This is a genomic window from Streptomyces sp. CRCS-T-1 (assembly GCF_024442335.1).
GTDB classification, from domain to species: Bacteria; Actinomycetota; Actinomycetes; order Streptomycetales; family Streptomycetaceae; genus Streptomyces; species Streptomyces koelreuteriae.
The window spans coordinates 8233007-8250895 of the sequence record NZ_CP101651.1; the positions used below are offsets into that span (position 1 = coordinate 8233007).

The 17889-nt window shown below is 70.2% G+C and carries 18 protein-coding genes; 9 read left to right on the forward strand and 9 right to left on the reverse strand.

Going from position 1 to position 17889, the window contains the following annotated elements:
• Positions 1-4 precede the first annotated feature (4 nt).
• Positions 5-1720 carry an IlvD/Edd family dehydratase gene (locus tag NNW99_RS37205; protein ID WP_215123736.1) on the forward strand — a complete coding sequence of 572 codons (1716 nt, stop codon included), beginning with the start codon at positions 5-7 and terminating at the stop codon, positions 1718-1720.
• A 20-nt stretch (positions 1721-1740) separates the two neighbouring features.
• On the opposite strand, the gene NNW99_RS37210 is transcribed toward NNW99_RS37205, so the two are convergent.
• On the reverse strand, positions 1741-2952 hold the full coding sequence (locus tag NNW99_RS37210; protein WP_215123738.1) for a cytochrome P450: 1212 nt from the start codon (positions 2950-2952) through the stop codon (positions 1741-1743).
• 125 nt (positions 2953-3077) lie between these two features.
• Between NNW99_RS37210 and NNW99_RS37215 the strand changes: the two genes are divergently transcribed.
• A complete protein-coding gene (locus tag NNW99_RS37215) occupies positions 3078-3737 on the forward strand; it encodes a TetR/AcrR family transcriptional regulator (protein WP_251058040.1) in 660 nt (219 codons plus the stop codon).
• 9 nt (positions 3738-3746) lie between these two features.
• On the opposite strand, the gene NNW99_RS37220 is transcribed toward NNW99_RS37215, so the two are convergent.
• Positions 3747-4142, reverse strand: a complete 396-nt coding sequence (locus NNW99_RS37220; protein ID WP_215123740.1) for a helix-turn-helix domain-containing protein — start codon at positions 4140-4142, stop codon at positions 3747-3749.
• A 122-nt stretch (positions 4143-4264) separates the two neighbouring features.
• Here NNW99_RS37220 and NNW99_RS37225 point away from each other — a divergent pair, with 122 nt between their 5' ends.
• Positions 4265-5110, forward strand: coding sequence for an NAD(P)H-binding protein (locus tag NNW99_RS37225; protein ID WP_215123742.1), 846 nt, complete (start codon positions 4265-4267; stop codon positions 5108-5110).
• Positions 5111-5118: 8 nt separating this feature from the next.
• Here the strand turns inward: NNW99_RS37225 and NNW99_RS37230 are convergent, their stop codons facing one another.
• From NNW99_RS37230 to NNW99_RS37260, 7 genes are all read right to left on the reverse strand, one after another.
• Positions 5119-5574 carry a DUF6174 domain-containing protein gene (locus NNW99_RS37230; RefSeq protein ID WP_215123744.1) on the reverse strand — a complete coding sequence of 152 codons (456 nt, stop codon included), beginning with the start codon at positions 5572-5574 and terminating at the stop codon, positions 5119-5121.
• 112 nt (positions 5575-5686) lie between these two features.
• Positions 5687-6586 carry a TauD/TfdA family dioxygenase gene (locus NNW99_RS37235; protein WP_215123746.1) on the reverse strand — a complete coding sequence of 300 codons (900 nt, stop codon included), beginning with the start codon at positions 6584-6586 and terminating at the stop codon, positions 5687-5689.
• Positions 6587-6650: 64 nt separating this feature from the next.
• Positions 6651-7565: an ABC transporter permease gene (locus tag NNW99_RS37240; protein ID WP_215123747.1), complete on the reverse strand. Its 915-nt coding sequence runs from the start codon at positions 7563-7565 to the stop codon at positions 6651-6653.
• Complete coding sequence (locus tag NNW99_RS37245; protein ID WP_215123749.1) at positions 7562-8398, reverse strand: ABC transporter ATP-binding protein; 837 nt, start codon at positions 8396-8398, stop codon at positions 7562-7564. Before NNW99_RS37245 ends, NNW99_RS37240 begins: the two co-directional genes overlap by 4 nt.
• 5 nt (positions 8399-8403) lie before the next feature.
• The gene (locus tag NNW99_RS37250) at positions 8404-9420 is read right to left on the reverse strand and encodes an ABC transporter substrate-binding protein (protein WP_215123757.1); all 1017 of its coding nucleotides are present in this window, start codon (positions 9418-9420) and stop codon (positions 8404-8406) included.
• 268 nt (positions 9421-9688) lie between these two features.
• Positions 9689-10918, reverse strand: coding sequence for an acyl-CoA dehydrogenase family protein (locus tag NNW99_RS37255; protein WP_215123759.1), 1230 nt, complete (start codon positions 10916-10918; stop codon positions 9689-9691).
• 82 nt (positions 10919-11000) lie between these two features.
• The gene (locus NNW99_RS37260) at positions 11001-12005 is read right to left on the reverse strand and encodes an amino acid ABC transporter permease (protein ID WP_215123761.1); all 1005 of its coding nucleotides are present in this window, start codon (positions 12003-12005) and stop codon (positions 11001-11003) included.
• 543 nt (positions 12006-12548) lie between these two features.
• Here NNW99_RS37260 and NNW99_RS37265 point away from each other — a divergent pair.
• From NNW99_RS37265 to NNW99_RS37290, 6 genes are read left to right on the forward strand one after another with little or no spacing between them, the layout of a single operon-like run.
• Positions 12549-13685, forward strand: coding sequence for an LLM class flavin-dependent oxidoreductase (locus NNW99_RS37265; protein ID WP_215123763.1), 1137 nt, complete (start codon positions 12549-12551; stop codon positions 13683-13685).
• A complete protein-coding gene (locus tag NNW99_RS37270) occupies positions 13682-14179 on the forward strand; it encodes a GNAT family N-acetyltransferase (RefSeq protein ID WP_215123765.1) in 498 nt (165 codons plus the stop codon). The genes NNW99_RS37265 and NNW99_RS37270 overlap by 4 nt, the downstream gene beginning before the upstream one ends.
• A complete protein-coding gene (locus tag NNW99_RS37275; RefSeq protein ID WP_215123767.1) occupies positions 14176-15132 on the forward strand; it encodes an ABC transporter substrate-binding protein in 957 nt (318 codons plus the stop codon). The genes NNW99_RS37270 and NNW99_RS37275 overlap by 4 nt, the downstream gene beginning before the upstream one ends.
• A gap of 3 nt (positions 15133-15135) precedes the next feature.
• Positions 15136-16068, forward strand: a complete 933-nt coding sequence (locus tag NNW99_RS37280) for an amino acid ABC transporter permease (protein ID WP_215123769.1) — start codon at positions 15136-15138, stop codon at positions 16066-16068.
• Entirely contained in the window at positions 16065-16829 is a 765-nt protein-coding gene (locus NNW99_RS37285; RefSeq protein WP_285439963.1) for an amino acid ABC transporter ATP-binding protein, read from the forward strand. Before NNW99_RS37280 ends, NNW99_RS37285 begins: the two co-directional genes overlap by 4 nt.
• A 43-nt stretch (positions 16830-16872) precedes the next feature.
• On the forward strand, positions 16873-17856 hold the full coding sequence (locus NNW99_RS37290; protein WP_215123771.1) for an ABC transporter substrate-binding protein: 984 nt from the start codon (positions 16873-16875) through the stop codon (positions 17854-17856).
• The last annotated feature ends 33 nt before the right edge of the window (positions 17857-17889 follow it).

Here is a 17889-nt window from a genome sequence, read left to right on the forward strand (position 1 = left end):
TTCCATGGAGAGGCTCCGCAGCGCGCAGTGGTACGAGGGACAGGACCGCAACGCCTACATACACCGGGCCTGGATGCGGCGCGGAGTGCCGGACGACGCCTTCGCGGGCCGGCCTCAGATCGCGATCGCCAACACCGCCTCGGACCTGACTCCTTGCAACGCGCATCTGAACGAGGTCGCGGCCTCGGTCCGGGGCGGCGTGTACGAGGCGGGCGGCATCCCGCTGGACCTGCCCGTGGTGTCGCTGGGGGAGACGCAGGTGCGGCCCACCGCCATGCTGTGGCGGAACATGGCCGCGATGGCCACGGAGGAGATGCTCAGGGCCAACCCCGTCGACGGCGTGGTCCTGCTCGGCGGCTGCGACAAGACGATCCCGTCGCTGCTGATGGCCGCGGCCTCGGTGGACCTGCCCGCGGTCGTGGTTCCCGGCGGCCCCATGCTGAACGGCACCTTCCGCGGCGGCCTGCTGGGCTGCGGCACCGGCGTGTGGAAGCTGTCGGAGGAGGTCCGGGCGGGCACGCTTTCCCAGGAGCAGTTCGCCCGCTCCGAGTCGGCGATGATCCGCAGCCGCGGACACTGCAACACCATGGGCACGGCCTCGACGATGGCGCTGGTGGCCGAGGCGCTGGGCACCGTGCTCCCCGGCCTGGCCGGCACCCCCGCCCCGGACAGCCGTCTGCTGGAGGCCGCCCACCGCACGGGCCGGCTGGCGGTGGACATGGTGGGCGCCGATCGGCGACCCGGGACGTTCCTGACCGGGGCGTCCTTCCGGAACGCGATCGTCGCGCTGGCCGCGATCGGTGGCTCGACCAACGCCGTCGTCCATCTCCTGGCCATCGCGGGCCGGTTGGGCATCGACCTCTCGCTCGACGACTTCGACCGCATCGGCTCCCGGGTGCCGGTCCTGGTGGACCTCCAGCCGGCCGGGCGTTTCCTCATGGAGGACTTCCATCGCGCCGGCGGGCTGCTCGCCGTCCTGCGCGAGGTGCGCGATCTGCTGGATCCCGAGGCGCTGACCGTCACCGGCAGGCCGTTGGCCGACTTCCTCGACGGCGCCGAGATCTGGGACGGCGAGGTCATCCGCACCCGTGCCGAACCGCTGGTCGCCGAGGGCGGCATCGCCGTCCTGCGCGGCAACCTCGCCCCCGACGGCGCCCTCGTGAAACCGGCCGCCGCCTCCCCGCACTTGCTCCGGCACCGGGGCCGGGCCGTCGTCTTCGACAGCATTGAGGACTTCCACGCCCGGATCGACGACCCCGGACTCGACGTCGACGCCGACTCCGTTCTCGTCCTGCGCGGCTGCGGTCCCAAGGGCTATCCGGGCATGCCCGAGGTGTCGAACATGCCCCTGCCGAAGAAGCTGCTGGAGCAGGGGGTGCGTGACATGGTCCGCGTCTGCGACGGCCGGATGAGCGGCACGGCCTACGGCACGGTCGTCCTGCACGTCGCGCCCGAGGCCGCGGCCGGGGGTCCGCTCGGCCTCGTACGGACCGGCGACTTCATCACGCTCGACGTCGACGCCCGCCGCATCGACGTCGACGTGCCCGCGGACGAACTCGCCCGCAGAAGCCCCGGCAAGGCCACCGTCGCCGGCTTCGCCAACCCCCGGCGCGGCTGGGAGCGCCTCTACGTGGACCATGTCCTCCAGGCCGACACGGGCGCCGATCTCGACTTCCTCGTGGGCTCCAGCGGCTCCGAGGTGACCCGCGAGTCGCACTGACACGGGGTCACCTCAGGAAATCACCAGGTCACGGGCAACTCGGTGACACCGCCGGTGAGGGTCGTGCGCACCTCCAGCTCGTCCAGCTCCTTGGCCAGCCGCAGACCGGGCAGCCGACGCGCCAGGGTGGCGAACACGATGCGCAGTTCGACACGGGCCAGACTCGCGCCGATGCAGAAGTGCACGCCGTGGCCGAAACCGAGGTGGTTGCGTTCGGGGCGGTCGGGATCGAAGGTCTCGGCGTCGGAGTAGACGGAGGAGTCGCGGTTGGCGGCGTTGATCGACAGGACCACGGCGTCGCCGCGCCGGATGGTGACACCGGCGACATCGACATCGGTGTGGGCGTACCGCAGCAGGCCGAGGTCGCCGGGTGCGCCGAGGCGCATGATCTCCTCGACGGTGGCGTTGACCCGGCCGTCAGGGTCGGCGGTCAGGTTCTGCCACTGGTCGGGACGGGTGAGCAGGAAGAGCGTGCCCAGGCCGATGCGGTTGACGGTGGTCTCGTGCCCGGCGAACAGCAGCCCGACACAGAGCTGGATCATGTCGGCGTAGTCGTAGTCCGCGTCGGTGCTCTGCGCACGGACCAGGTCCGAGATCACGTCCTCGCCCGGCTGCCCGCGTTTGGACTCGGCGAGTCCCGTCATGTACGCGTTGAACTCGTCCCGCGCCTCGTGGGCCGCGTCGCCGATGGCGTAGTCGGACATGCGCTCCGACAGTGAGGCGAAGTGTTCACGGTCGCTCTCGGGCACCCCGAGCAGCCGGCAGATGACCGCGACCGGCAGCGGAAAGGCCAGGCCGGCCTGCAGATCGACGACCCCGTCCGGGGCGGACGCGTGCTCGGTGATCAGCCGGTCGACACAGTCGTCGACCAGGTGCTGGACGTGATCGGTCAGCATCCGCATCCGCTTGGCCGAGAACGCCGGGGTCAGCAGCCGGCGCATCCGTGTGTGGTCGGCCTCCTCGGTGGCGTAGTTGCCGGTGGGGCCGTCCAGTACGGCGGCGGACGTCAGGCGTGAGGCACGTTCCGGTTCGGGATGGGAGCGGCCGAGGCGCTTGTCGCTGAGCAGGTCGCGGACCTCCTCGAAGCGGGTGACCAGCCAGGCGGGATCCCCGGCCGGGGTGGTGACAGGCGTGACGGGCGCCTCCCGGCGCAGCACGTCGTACAGAGGGGCGAGGTCGAGCACGTTCGGCCTCGCGAAGGGCAGTTGCTGACGCTCGGCGGCAACGCTCACGGCGTTCCTCCTGTGATCTCCGCATGCGATCTTCGAGCCGCCCCGACCGTAGCAGTTTGTTGGCAGTAACTGTCATTAAAGTTTCGGTCAGTCCTCCCTTGTCGCGGGCATGTTTAGATCGCCTGATGGAGGACTTCATGGCGGACGGCGGGCGCGCGCCCCGCCGGGGACGGCCGCCGGTGAGCGAGGAGCAACGCGGGCGGCAACGCCTGGACATCTCCCGTCATGCCGTCCGGCTCTTCGCCGAGCAGGGCGTGGCCGCCACGTCCGGCGAGCAGATCGCGAAAGCCGCCGGGGTCTCCGAACGCACGCTGTGGCGCTGCTTCCCCACCAAGGAGAGCTGTGTCGAGCCGCTGCTCACGCAGATGATCGACGCCTTCCGGGGGGTGTTGCACGCCTGGCCGTCCGACCTCGGCCTGATCGAGCACCTGCGTACGGCCTATCGGCCGGTCATCGACTCGTCGTCAGGCGCCGATGTCGAGGCCGTTCTCGCGGTGGTCCGGCTCACCCACGACGAACCCGCGCTGCGCGCCGCCTATCTGGCGCTCCGGGAGCGTGCGGAGAAGACGTTCACCGAGGTGCTCGCCGCACGCATGGGCATGCGGCCCGACACGTTCGACGTCCGCGTGCAGGCCGCCGTCATGAGCGCCGTACTCAAGGTCGCGGCCGACGACTTCGCCCGGGAAACGGCCGATCGGGGCATCACCCCGGAAGCGCTGGACGGACATCGCGACCACCTCGCGGACGCGCTCGGCCTGGTCACGCGCGGTCTCTCGGGCCGGTAGGGCGGCGGACTAGCGAGCCGGGTCGCCGTCGTACTCGCGGCGGGCCCGGTCGACCTTGTCCAGGTTGCCGGCCGCCCACTCGGAGAGATGCGCGAAGAGCGGGGCGAGGCTGCGGCCGAGTTCGCTGATCTCGTACTCGACGCGAGGGGGCACCTCCGGGTGGTACGTACGCACGATCAGACCGTCGCGCTCCAGTTGGCGCAGTCGCTGGGTCAGCACCTTCGGGGTGATGCGGGCGATGCGCCGCTGCAGTTCCACGAAGCGCTGCCGGCCGTGGGCGTGCAGGGTCCACAGGACAGGTGTGGTCCACCGGCTGAAGACGATGTCGACGACCGGCGAGATCGGGCAGGCGAGCACCGGCTCGGTCGTCGTGTCGGACGCGGTCGGTGCGGCGTCGTCGGCCATGCGCTTCCCCCTCGGACAGTCACTTTCCTGTAGGTACCTACTTTACTTCCGGTGTTAGCGTCCCCCTGTCCCGCCCGGCCTACGGGCGGCATCAACCACTGTGCACACAAGGGGAGTTACTCATGTTCGTAGTGACGGGGGCGACGGGCAATGTCGGCAGTTCGCTCATGCGGACCCTCGCGGCGGCCGGTGAGCCGGTGACCGCGACATCTCGGAGCATCACCGAAGCGGATGTTCCGGAGGGCGTCCGGCATCGCAAGGCCGACCTCACCGACGCCGAGAGCCTTCGCCCGCTGCTCGACGGCGCCGACGCGCTGTTCCTGCAGAACGGCGGGCCCAGCGCCCCTCTGCTGAACCCCCGGCACATCCTGGACGTCGCCAAGGCCGGCGGAGTGAAGCGCGTCGTACTGCTGTCCTCACAAGGAGTCGCCACCCGGCCTGAGTCGGCCTCGCACGGTGGAACGGCACGCGCCATCGAGGACGCCGTACGGCAGTCGGGCCTGGACTGGACCGTCCTGCGCCCCGGCGGCTTCCATTCCAACATGTTCGCCTGGGCCGAGTCGGTACGCACCGACAGGACCGTCGCCGCGCCGTTCGCCGACATCGGCCTGCCCACGGTGGACCCGGGCGACATCGCCGAGTCGGCCGCCGTGGCGCTGCGTGAGAGCGGGCACGCCGGCCGGACGTACGAGCTGACCGGGCCCGAGCTCGGCACACCGAGGCAACGGGCCGCGTCGATCGCGGACGCGCTCGGCGAACCGGTCCGCTTCATCGAGCAGACCCGTGAGGAGGCCCGATACCAGATGCTCCGGTTCATGCCCGAGGCCGTCATCGAGACGACGCTCGCCATCCTCGGTGAGCCCACGCCCGCCGAGCAGCGGATCAGCCCCGACATCGAACGGGTCCTCGGCCGCGCCCCTCGCACCTTCGCGGCATGGGCCCGGCAGCACGTGGCCGCGTTTCGGTGAGGCCGGCGTCAGGCGTCCGTCCGCTCATAGGAGCTGATGACGTAGCGGGCCTCGTCGTCGACCGCGTTCTCCTCCCGGTCCAGGGATATCCGCACCGGGTGACCGTCGGCGGCGTAGTCCGCCTCGGCCGTGTGGGCGTCCTCCTGCCGAGCCCGCTCCAGCTCCTTCAGGAGTTCCCCGAGGGTGGGCGCCGCGTCGGGGGCGCTTTCCAGGGCGCGTCGGCCCATGTCGTCGAGGCCCACCGACCTGACCACGGCACCGTCGCGGACCGAGATCCGGAAGGTGCCGAGCAGACTCCGCTCTCCCTCACTGGAGCGGAGCGTGTAGGTGTACGAGGCGGGCTCCTGCCAGGGTGCGCGGCCCGGCGCCCGTGTACCGGCCGGCGTGTCCGTGCCGCAGCCGGCGGCCGCGCAGATCACTCCGCCGATCAGTACGGCACGGGCGGCGAGAGATACGGCGGTCATGGCGGTGGTCCCTTCGAAGACGGCCACCGCTATGACGCCGCCCGCCCGGGGAACGTTCGGCGTGCGCAGCCGCGGGGAGGGGACGTGTGCCCCTCCCCGCGGCCGGGGCGGCTCAGGCCACCGCGGGGGTGTAGTGGGAGGCGTCGTCCCCCTCGACGACCCGGCTGAGGGTGCCGTCGATACCGACGGGGACATCGCCCGCGACGGTCACACGGTGGAGCAGCCGGGGCAGGTCGCCGTAGTCGTCGGGGGCGTAGTGCTGGGTGATGCGGTTGTCGAACAGGACGACGTCGCCCGGCGTCCAGACGACGCGCACGATGTTCTCCGGGCGGGTGACGTACGCCTGGAAGAGGCGCAGCAGATCACGCGAGTCGGACGGGCTCAGGCCGACGATGCTCTGGGCGAACCCGCCGATGAACAGGCCCCGTTCGCCGGTCTCGGGGTGGACGCGGACGAACGGGTGCGCGGTGCGGTACTTGCGGGAGACGAACCGCTTGCGGTGTTCGGCCGCCTTCTCGCTCTTCGGGGCGGCGTAGTCGTAGTCGTTGGTGTGGACGGCCCACAGCTTGTCGGCCAGCTCGCGCAGCGGCTCGGGCAGATCCCGGTACGCGGCGGCCGAGTTGGCGATGAGGGTGTTGCCGCCGTAGGGCGGGACCACGATGCTGCGCAGCGTCGAGGCCTTGGGGGGTGTGCGGACGAAGGTGACGTCCGTGTGCCACTGGTTGGCGCGGATGCCCTCGTCGCCGTCGACGGGCAGGATCTGCGGCTGGCCCTCGACGGAGGGCACCGTGGGGTGCGCCGCGGTGAGTTCACCGAAGAGGGAGGCGAAGCGGAGCTGGCCCGCGTCGTCGAGGTTCTGGTCGCGGAAGACGAGCGCCTTGTGCTCCAGAAGCGCGGAGTTGATCTCGGAGACGAGGGCGGGGTCGAGGTCGCCGGAGAGGTCCACGCCGAGGATCTCGGCGCCGATGCGGCCGCCGATCCTGCGAATGTCGAAGCCGGTGCTGGTGGTCATGAGCGGTGTCCTTTCAGAGGTGCCAGTGAGAAGTGGGGGGTGGGTTTCCGCCGGGCGCGCCCGGTCAGCCGTCCGCCGGCAGCCGCCAGGAGCTGAGCCGTCGCTCCACCGCCACGAGGAACTGGTTGAAAACCACTCCGATGGCGGAGATCGTGACGATGCCCGCGTACATCTGCGGGATCGCGAAGTTGTACTGCGAGGCGTTGATCAGATAGCCCAGACCCGCCTTGGCGCCGATCATCTCGGCGGCGACGAGCACCAGGATGGAGACCGCTCCGGCCAGCCGGATGCCGGTGAAGACGACCGGTACCGCGGACGGCAGGATGACCTTCTGGAACAGCCGGGGCGCGGACAGGTCCATCGACCTCGCCAGCTTCAGCAGCGTCGGGTCGACGCCCCGGACCGCGCTGATGGTGTTGAGCAGGATCGGCCAGGTGCAGGCGTACAGCACGATCGAGATCTTCGAGGTCTCGCCGATGCCCAGCAGCAGCACGAACACCGGCAGCAAGGCCAGCGCCGCGGTGTTGCGGAAGACCTCCAGCAGCGGGCCGAGGAAGTCGGCCACCGGCCGGTACCACCCGATCAGCAGTCCGAGCGGCACGGCGACCGCCACGGCGAGCCCGAAGCCGCTGAACGAACGCACCAGGCTGGCCCAGGTGTTGTCGGCGAGCGAGCCGTCGGCGGCCAGCTCCCACCAGGCGCGGGCGACCTCGCTGAACGGCGGCAGGAACGTCCGGTCGACCAGCCCCAGGCGCGGCGCGGTCTCCCACACCAGCAGCAGAGCCACGATCGCCGCTGACCTGGTCGCCCCGCTCACCAGCAGTTCCGGCAGCCGGCGCACCACCCGGCGCACCCGGGCCGTCGTGACGGGGACCCGGCGCGCCTGCGGCGGCGACACCCCGGGGGAGGGGATCGAGGCGAGCTCGGTGGAGCCGGACGTCGTGCTCTTCTCGGTGACCGTGTCGATGGCCGAACTCATACGGCGGCCGCCTCCTTCTCCAACTGCTGGGCCCTTGCGACCTCGTCGTGCAGCAGCGACCAGATCTCGTGCCGGTGGCGTGCGAACTCGGGACTGGAGCGCAGGTCGTCCGTCGCGTCCCGGGAGCCGAGGGCGACCGGCACGATCTGCTTGACGCGGCCCGGCCTGGACGTCATGACGGCGACGCGCTGCCCCAGGTAGACGGCCTCGTCGATGCCGTGCGTGATGAAGACGACGGTCTTGCCGGTGCGCTGCCAGATGCGCAGCAGCTCGTCCTGGAGCGACTCGCGGGTCTGGGCGTCCAGCGCGGCGAACGGCTCGTCCATCAGCAGCACATCGGGGTCGTAGGCGAGACTGCGGGCGATCGCCACGCGCTGCCGCATGCCGCCCGACAGCTCGTGCGGATGGCGGTCCTCGAATCCGGTCAGGCCGACCAGGTCGAGGAACTCCCGTGCCCGTGCGGCGCGTTGACGGCGCGGGACGCCGGTGGCCTCCAGGCCGAACTCGACGTTGCCCTGCGCCGTGCGCCAGGGCAGCAGCGCGTACTGCTGGAACACGATGCCGCGGTCCAGGCCCGGTCCGTCGACGGGACGCCCGTCCAGCAGGATGCGTCCGCCGGAGGGCCGGGTGAGACCGCCGAGCAGATCCAGCAGGGTCGACTTCCCGCAGCCGCTGGGACCGACGAGGACGACGAACTCGCCGGCCGCGATCCGCAGGTCGATTCCGTCGAGTGCGGTAAAACGGGTGGTCTGCCGTGCCCCCTTCCGGTCCTTGACGGTGAATTCCTTCGACACGTTCTCGAATTCGATCTTCGGTGTGGTGGATTCCGTCACGCTGGTCAGCTCCCGCCGGCGTTGAATTCGTTGGTGTAGAGGTCCGACAACGTGACCTGGTCCTTCTTGATGTCGCCGCGCTCGGTCAGCCAGTCGACCCACAGCTGGAGTTCCTTGCCGGTGATACGGCCCGCCTTCTCGGCGACGCCCGTGGACCGCCAGTACTTCAGGGGCGCGGGGTCCTCGTTGCGGCCGCGCTTCTTCACGATGTCCGTCATCCGGGCGACGACTTCCTCGCGTGGAGTGGAACGGGCCCATTCGATGGCCTTTCCGACGCCGGTGACGAAGGTCCGTGCGGTGTCGGGGTTCTGCCGCAGGAAGCGGTCGGTCATCACATAGGTGCCGGCGCTGAACGCGCCGAGCAGCTGGTAGTCGGTGAACAGGGGGCGGATGCCTCCGGTGGCCAGGGCCTTGTCGCGCAGGAGCCCGCCGAGGACGGCCACGTCGATCTGCTTCTGACGCAGGGTCTGCTCGGTGTTGACCGGCGGGACGACCAGCGGCTCGACCTTGCCGATGTCCGACCCCGACAGACCGCCCCGCTGCAGCCAGATGTCGAGCATGGCCTCGGAGTGGGCTCCGAGGGTGTTCATCCCTACCTTCCTGCCGAGCAGGTCCCGGGCCGAGCGCAGGGGGCTGTCCTCAAGGACGTAGAAGCCGTTGTAGGCGTCCTTGTCGGCGCCGTAGTAGCTGATGACGGCCTTGATGGGGGCCTTGTTCGCGGCCAGTTTGACGACCGCGCCGTTGAACGCGCCGCCGAAGTCGATCTGGCCGGTCGCCGCGGACTGGATGTCCTGCGGCCCGCTGATGGTGTTGCCGACCCAGTCCAGCTTCACGTCCCCGAGATAGCCGAGGTCCTCGGCCAGCTCCGGCAGGATGACCTGTCCGGCCCAGCCCTGGTAGCGGAGCGTCTTGGTCCCGCCCTTGCCGGACGTGGCACCGGCGGTCGTGCCACAGCCCACCGCCACCGCCGAAAGACCGAGCAGGGAGAGGAATTGGCGTCGGGTCGATGCCGTCGTGGCCATGGAAAAGGTCCATTCGAAAGCAGGGGAGAGGGCCTGAATGCCTTCTGGGGAAACTCGGCAGGAAAAAACCGGCGAGAAATCGGTCGACGACGAGGACGGCGAAACGGCCGTGGTGGTCGACTGTCAGAGGGAGCGGGGACAGTGGTTCCCGAAATTGCTCACGAGAAGGAGAATCGCAGCGAAATCCGGCCGGGTCAACGGCGATCGGGCAGGCGACATCAGAGTGAAGCGCGCTGTTCACAATCGCCGTCGAGCAGGCCGGCGAGGGTTACACAGGCAGGACGAAAGGAGGGTGCGCGCCGTTGAGGAAGTAGTCCCCGACATCACGGAGCCGGTGGGCGACGGGCTCGTACAGGGTGTGGGTGCGGGCATTGCGCCAGAAGCGGTCGAAGCCCAGCCGCGCGGACGCGGAGCGGACACCGATGATGTCGAGAGCGCGGGCCGTGGACTCCTGCACGGCCTTGGACGCGGCGGCTTCGGCCATGGCCACGAGGACGGAGATCTCCGCGTACTCCTCGTAGCCGAGGTCCTCGCCGTGTGCCAGCCCCCCGTGCACGGCATCCCGCGCCTGGTCGGCGAGCGCGGACGCCGAGCGGGTGAGCACCGTGAGTTCCCCGTACGCGGTCAGCACCTGCGGGTCCTGCGGCGAGCCGACCGGCCAGTCCGGGTGCCAGTGGGAGTGGCCGGTCCTGCTGTACTCACGGGCCTCGGCGAGCACCCCCTCGGCCATGCCGAGACGGAGCTGCACCGAGAGAAGACGCCCGACCGGTGAGAGCAGAGCGGTGCGGGGCGACAGCACGTCCTCGTCCGCGGCCAGGGAGCCCAGCACATCGCCGGCCGCGATCGGTACGGCGTCGAACTCCGCGCTTCCGCCCGCCGCGAGCCGCTGCCCGAACGGGTCGGCGTCGCCGTCGATCACCACGCCCGGGAGCGAGGGATCGACCACGACGGCCAGCGGCTCGCCGGTGTCGGCCCGCACCGCCCGCACGGCGAGACGGTCGGCGACCAGGACGCCGGCGGCGTAGCTCTGCCGGCCGTTCAGCACATACCCCTGCGCGTTCCTGGCGAGCGACAGAGCCGGTTCCTGCCGCGCCAGACCACCGCCCCAACACCACTGCTCCGCGGCGGAGCGCTGCTCAAGCCGGGCGGCGAGGGCCGGTTCGGTGAAGAACCGGGCGCTCCACGACATGAAGTAGTGACAGCCGAGCAGTTGGCCGATCGCGCCGTCGGCCGCGGCGATCTCCCGGACCACGGAGTACGCCGTGGGCCAGTCCTCGCCGCCACCCCCGAGCCCGGCCGGTATCAGGAGCGTCAGCAGGCCCGACTCGCGCAGCCGGGCCACCTCGTCGAACGGGGGCTTGCCGGCCTGGTCCCTGGCCACCGCGTCCGTGGCGAGGTCGTCCGCCGTCTCACGGGCCACGTGCAGCCAGTGCGTACGTCCGGGCCCGGTCGGCTCGGACTCCGAGCCGGGGCCGGTCGGCGCAGGGGCTGGGCCCATGGCGGAGGTCTCCTCAACTTGTGTGGGGCATGCATCATCCTGCGCAGCGGCCCGAGGCGCCGTCAATACTTTCCTAGTAATTCTATAGGGAATGTAGGGAACGCGGGGAGCGGCGGTATCCGGCCAGCCGGGCCCTCAGCTTCTGCACGGGCGTGGGCGGCAGGGCCCGCGCCGCGCCCCGCGCGTAGTGCCGCTCCACATAGAACTGCCCCACGCTGAGCACGGTGGTGACGGCGATGTACCAGAGCGTGGCGACCATCAGCAGCGGGATGACCTGGTAGGTCTGGTTGTAGACCAGTTGGGCCGAGTACAGCAGGTCGTGCACGGCCAGCACACTCACGATGCTCGTGCCCTTCAGGGTGCCGATCAGCATGTTGCCTGCGGTCGGCACGATGGAGCGCATCGCCTGCGGCACCACGATCCGGCGCAAGGTGCGCGCCCTGCCGATGCCGAGGGCCTGGGCCGCCTCCGTCTGGCCGGCGTCCACCGACAGGATGCCGCCGCGCACCACCTCCGCGGCGTAGGCGGCCTCGTGCAGCGTCAGCCCGATGACGGCGGTGAGCGCCGGGCCGAGCAGGTTCACCGTCTTGACGGTGATGAACTGCGGGCCGAACGGGACGCCGAGGCCGAGCGTCGGGTAGAGGGCGCCGATGTTGAACCAGAACAGCAGCTGCACCAGCAGCGGAGTGGACCGGAAGACCCATACGAAGCCCCAGCTCAGTGTGGCCAGCACGGGGTTGTCGGACAGCCGCATCACCGCCAGCGGGATGCCGAGCAGGAAGCCGAGCACCATCACCACACCGGTCAGCCACAGGGTGAGGAGCAGCCCGTCCAGCACGGCGCCACTGGTGAAGTAGAGGCCCACCACGTCCCATTGGAAGGCGCGGTTGCGGACGACGGAGTTGACCACCATCGCGAAGGCCAGCAGCGCGACGGCCGCGGACAGCAGCCGGCCGACGCGCCGGCGCGGCACGATCCGCGGCGGATCCTCGTCGGACTTCCGACCCGGAATCAGTCCGGAGGACGCCGTCGGAGGTCCTGCGGACGCGGCGGGTGCGGAGTCGGTGAGATCGGGGAGCGAGACCATCGGAAGGATCTCCAGGGAGGGAGGCGCGGCATGGGTACGGGCCGGAGTCCGGCTCGGGGCGTCATCACGCTCGCCGCGTCCCTCAACGCGGTGCGCCCGATCGTAGAGGTCCGACACACACAGGTGTCAACCACGCACAGGAACCGTTCAACTCCCGTCCGGCATCCGAGCCGTGGTTGACGAAAAGCGAGATGTCCTGCTCAAGTAGTCGCATGAATGCCGGACAGCGCCTGGTCAGCCGGGTCCACATCGACTTCGGTCGAGTGTGGTCCGCGGCGTGTTGCGCCTGACACGGCAGCGGGCCGTCTGACCGGCCCTTCCCTCCCTCGGTGTCCCCGTCGCGGGCCGAGTCTCTCTTCTGACACGCGCTGCCGTCGCCCCACCCCGCCAGGGGCCCGTACCCCGGCGTCATCACCCCTGTTCACCACCTGGTTCCGCACGCCCTGAGGCGCCGTCACACCCGGCCGCCCCGAGGGCCGCCCCGCCGTGCCCGTTTCCGCGAACTCGGCGCGGTCTCAGAGGACTTGAGGAAAGGCCGTACCCATGCCCGTGGAGTTCCTCGGCATCGCCGCCACCCACAACGGTTCCGAAACCACCCCGCGCTCCGGCGCGGCGTTCGACAAGGAGTACACGCTCCGCCTCGCCCGCGCGCACGAGGACCACGACTGGGACCGGGTGCTGTTCGCCTACGGCTCCGGATCGCCCGACCCGGCGCCGGCCGCCGCCTACATCGCGAGCAGGCTGGACCGGCTCCAGATCCTCCTCGCCCACCGGCCCAACGTCTCGTACCCGACCTTCGCCGCGAAGACCTTCACCACCCTCGACCAGATCAGCGAGGGCCGGCTGACCGTGCACTTCATCACGGGCGGCAACGACCACGAACAGGGCCGCGAGGGCGACACCCTCACCAAGGACGAGCGCTACGCCCGCACCCGCGAGTACATCCGGATCGTCAAGAAGATCTGGACCACGCACGAGCCCTTCGACCACGAGGGCGAGCACTACCGCTTCCACGACTTCGTCAGCGACGTCTTCCCGGTCCAGCAGCCGCGCCCGAACGTGTCCTTCGGCGGCTCGTCGCCCGCCGCGTACGCCGCCGGAGGCGCCGAGGCCGACGTCTACTGCCTGTGGGGCGAGCCCCTGGCGAAGACCGCCGAGCAGATCGAGACGGTGAAGGCGGCGGCGAAGGCGGCGGGCCGCACCGATGTGCCGCGCATCCAGGTGGCCTTCCGCCCGATCATCGCCCCGACCGAGGAACTGGCCTGGGAGAAGGCGCACCGCACGGTCGGCGCGATCAAGGCCCGCAAGGAGCGGGGCGAGGCGATCACCAAGCGCCACAACGGACTGGCCCAGCCCCAGAACACCGGTTCCCAAAGGCTCATCGCCATCGCCGAGGCGGGGGAGCGCTACGACCGCGCCCTGTGGACCCCGACGGCCGCCGCGACCGGCGGCGCGGGCAACTCCAACGCCCTGGTCGGCACCCCGGAGACGGTCGCCCAGGCCCTCCTGGACTACTACGACCTCGGCGTCGACATCCTCTCCGCCCGCGGCTACGACCTGCTGGGCGACGCCATCGACTTCGGACGGCATGTGATCCCCATCGTCCGCGAGGAGGTCGCCAAGCGCGACGCCGAGCGTGCGGCGCGCGGCACCCAGACCCTCACGGCGGTGAACGGATGACCTCCGCCCCGGAACTGACGTTCCTTCACGTTCCCGTCTCCGATCCCCGCGTCGAGCCACTGCTGCGCGAACTCGGCCACGAGTACTCCAGACGCTACGGCAAGGACGCGCACGCCGAGATCGCCCGCTACCCCGACGAGGAGTTCACCGAGCCCCACGGCGGGCTGCTCCTGCTGCTCCTGGAACACGGCGAAGCCGTCGCGGGCGGCGCCTTCCGCCGCTACGACACCACCACCGCCGAGCTGAAGCGGATCTGGAGCCACTCCGCCCACCGGCGGCGCGGACTGGCCCGGCGCGTCGTCGCCGAGCTGGAGCACGAGGCGGCCCTCCGCGGCTACCGCCGGATCTACCTCACCACGGGCCCGCGCCAGCCCGAAGCCCGCGGCCTGTACCTGGCCACCGGCTACACCCCCCTGTTCGACACCGAGGCCGACCCGGAGACCATCGGCCCGCTGCCGTTCGAGAAGCACCTCGGAGAGGCCACCCACCCGTGAACATCCGCCCGATCAGAACCCCTCTGCGCGGCGCCGTCGGCCTCGCCCTGCTGCCCCTCCTTGCGCTGACCGCCTGCGGCTCCGGCGGCACCCCCGGCACCAGTCCGGCGGGCGCCCAGGCGTCCCCCGCACCCACCGACGACCCGGTCGCCGCCGTACGCGAGGTGGACTCCATCGCCGCCCTGCTGCCCGCCGACGTCCGCAAGGCGGGCACCCTGCGCATCGGCAGCTCCGTCGGATTCCCGCCCGGGGCCTACTACCCGAACGGCCCCGGCAAGGCGCCCGCGGGCCAGGACATCGACATCGCCGACGCGGTGGCCAAGGTCCTCGGCGTGAAACCGGCCCGCCAGGACGCCTCCTTCGAGACCATCCTGCCCGCCCTCGGCAGCGGCAAGTTCGACGTCGGCACCGGCAACTTCGGTGTCACCACCCAGCGCCTGAAGACCGTCGACTTCGTCACCTACATCAACGACGGCCAGGGCTTCGCCGTGAAGAAGGGCGACACCACCCTCAAGAAGAAGGTCACCGACCTGAAGCAGCTCTGCGGGCTGACCATCGGCACCGGCGCCGGCACCACCTTCGAGACGACCCTCACCGCCCAGAAGGACATCTGCGCCAAGGCCGGCAAGAAGCCGTACGAGGTGAAGGTCTACTCGGAGAACGCCGCGACCCTCACCGCGCTCCAGCAGGGCCGCATCGACGTGATCATGTCGACCATCAACGGCCTGCGCTACCAGGCGTCCCAGCCCGCCTCCCAAACCACCTTCCTCGGCGAGTACCACCGCCTCGACGTCGGCTTCGCCTTCGCCAAGAACTCCCCGCTCACCAAGGCCTTCCAGGCCGCCGTCGACGCACTGATCAAGGACGGCACCTACGCCCGGATCCTGAAGAAGTGGGGCACCTCCGCCTCCGCGATCGACGCGTCGCAGATCAACCCGCCCGAGCACAGGTGACCCATGAGCAGCGACACCCTCACAGAACCGGCCCCCCGGCTGGTCGAAGACCCGGCCGAACTGAAGGTCGTCCCCACCCGCCACTACGCCCGCTGGGCCGCCGGCGCCGCCGTGCTCGTACTGATCGCCCAGTTCGTCCACGGCCTGGCCACGAACCCCGTCTGGGAATGGCACGTCTTCGCCGAGTACGTCTTCTCGGAGACGATCGTCCAGGCGGTGTGGGTGACCCTCCAGCTCACCGCCTACGCCACCGTTCTCGGCTTCCTCCTCGGCACGGTGATCGCCTTCATGCGGCTGTCACGCAGCCCGCTGCTGTCGACCGTCGCCTGGGCCTACATCTGGATCTTCCGGTCGATCCCGATGATCGTCCAGCTCGTGTTCTGGTTCAACCTCAGCGCCCTCTACAAGGAGCTGGGCCTCGGCATCCCCTTCGGACCCGTCTTCTGGTCCGTCGACAGCAACACCCTCATCGGCACCATCGGCGCCGCCGTCATCGGGCTGACCCTGCATCAGGCCGCCTACGCCGCCGAGATCGTCCGCGGCGGTGTCCTCGCCGTCGACCACGGACAGCTCGAAGCAGCCGCCGCGCTCGGCATCCCCCGGCTGCGCCAGATCCGCCGGATCGTCCTGCCGCAGGCCATGCGCGCCATCCTGCCCACCGCCGGCAACGAGATCATCGGCCTGCTCAAAGGCACCTCGGTGGTCTACGTGATGTCCATCGGCGAGCTCTTCTACCAGGTCCAGGTGATCTACGGCCGCAACGGCCGGGTCATCCCGCTGCTGCTCGTCGCCACCGCCTGGTACGTCGTCCTGACCTCCCTGCTGTCCATCGCCCAGTACTACGTCGAGCGCCGCTACGCCCGGGGCGCCGACCGCACCCCGCCACCCACCCCGTTCCAGCGCGCCCGGCGCTTCCTGACGAAGGAGAGCCCATGAACGCCGTCATGGTCGACGTCCACGGCGTCCACAAGAGCTTCGGCCCCCTGGAGGTACTGCGCGGCGTCGACCTGGAGGTCCGCGCCGGCGAGGTCACCGTGATCCTCGGCCCGTCCGGCTCCGGCAAGTCCACACTGCTGCGCACCATCAACCACCTGGAGAAGGTCAACAGCGGCTGGGTCACCATCGACGGCGAGCTCATCGGCTACCGCCGCTCCGGCAACAAGCTGCACGAACTGAAGGAGAAGGACGTTCTGAAGCAGCGGACCGACATCGGGTTCGTCTTCCAGAACTTCAACCTCTTCCCGCACCTGACCGTGCTGGAGAACCTCGTCGAAGCCCCCGTCTCCGCGCTGCGCCGCCCGCGCAAGGAGGCGGAGGAGACCGCCCGCCGGCTGTTGGAGCGGGTCGGCCTCGCCGACAAGACCGACGCCTATCCACGGCAGTTGTCCGGCGGACAGCAGCAGCGCGTCGCCATCGCCCGCGCACTCGCCCTCGAACCCAAGGTGCTGCTCTTCGACGAACCCACCTCGGCGCTCGACCCCGAACTGGTCGGCGAGGTCCTCGACGTCATCAAGGACCTCGGCCGCACCGGCACCACCATGATCGTCGTGACCCACGAGATCGGCTTCGCCCGCGAGGTCGCCGACACCGTGGTCTTCATGGACGCCGGAGTCGTCGTGGAACAGGGCCCGCCCTCGGCCGTCCTCGACGCCCCGCGGCACGAGCGCACCCGCGCCTTCCTCTCCAAGGTCCTCTGACCGCCCTCCCGTTACGCACGCTACGCACGCAAGGAGCACCACCGTGGCCACCCTCGCCGCCCGCCGCACCACCGCCGCAACGCTCGGCCTCGCCACCGCCCTCGTCCTCGCCGGCTGCGCCAACCCCACCGACGGCGGCACCACCGAGGTCGCGGCCGAGCACGGCAGCAAGACGCAGATCGACATCAGCCCCGACCAGAAGCGCATCACGACCGGAAAGGTCGACTCCATAGCGGCGGAAGTCCCGGAGAAGATCCGCAAGAGAGGCACCCTGGAACTCGTCTCCTCGGCCGGCTCCGCCGCACCGCTGACCTTCTACGCCACCGACAACAAGACCGTCATCGGCGTCGAGCCCGACCTCGCCCACCTCGTCGCCGACGTACTGGGCCTCAAGCCCCACATCAACACCGTCTCCTGGGAGAACATCTTCGTCGGCCTCGACAGCGCCAAGTACGACGCCGGCCTCAGCAACATCACCGTCACCGAGGAACGCAAGGAGAAGTACGACTTCGCCACGTACCGCGAGGACAACCTCGGGTTCGCGGCCAAGAAGGGCAGCGGCCTGAAGATCACCGGGCCGAAGGACGTGGCGGGCAGGACCGTCGCCGTGAGCAGCGGCACCAACCAGGAGAAGCTGCTGGTCGAGTGGTCGGCGCAGAACAAGAAGGCCGGCCGCGAGCCGGTGGACATCAAGTACTACCAGAACGAGAGCGACACCTACCTCGCTCTCCAGTCCGGCCGGATCGACCTCTACCTCGGCCCCAACCCGACCGCCGCCTACCACGCGGCCACCAGCGGGAAGACGGAGGTCGTCGGCACCTACTCCGGGGCCGGCGCGGGCCTCCAGGGCCTCATCGCGGCCACCACGAAGAAGGACAGCGGACTGGCCGAGCCGCTCGCCGACGCGATCAACCACATCATCGACAACGGCACCTACGCGAAGGTGCTGAAGCGCTGGGGCCTGTCCGACGAGGCCGTGACCAGGTCGGAGATCAACCCGCCCGGCCTGCCGAAGAACGGCAGCTAGCCGTCACGTCCCGAGACCGTCCGCGACCACCCG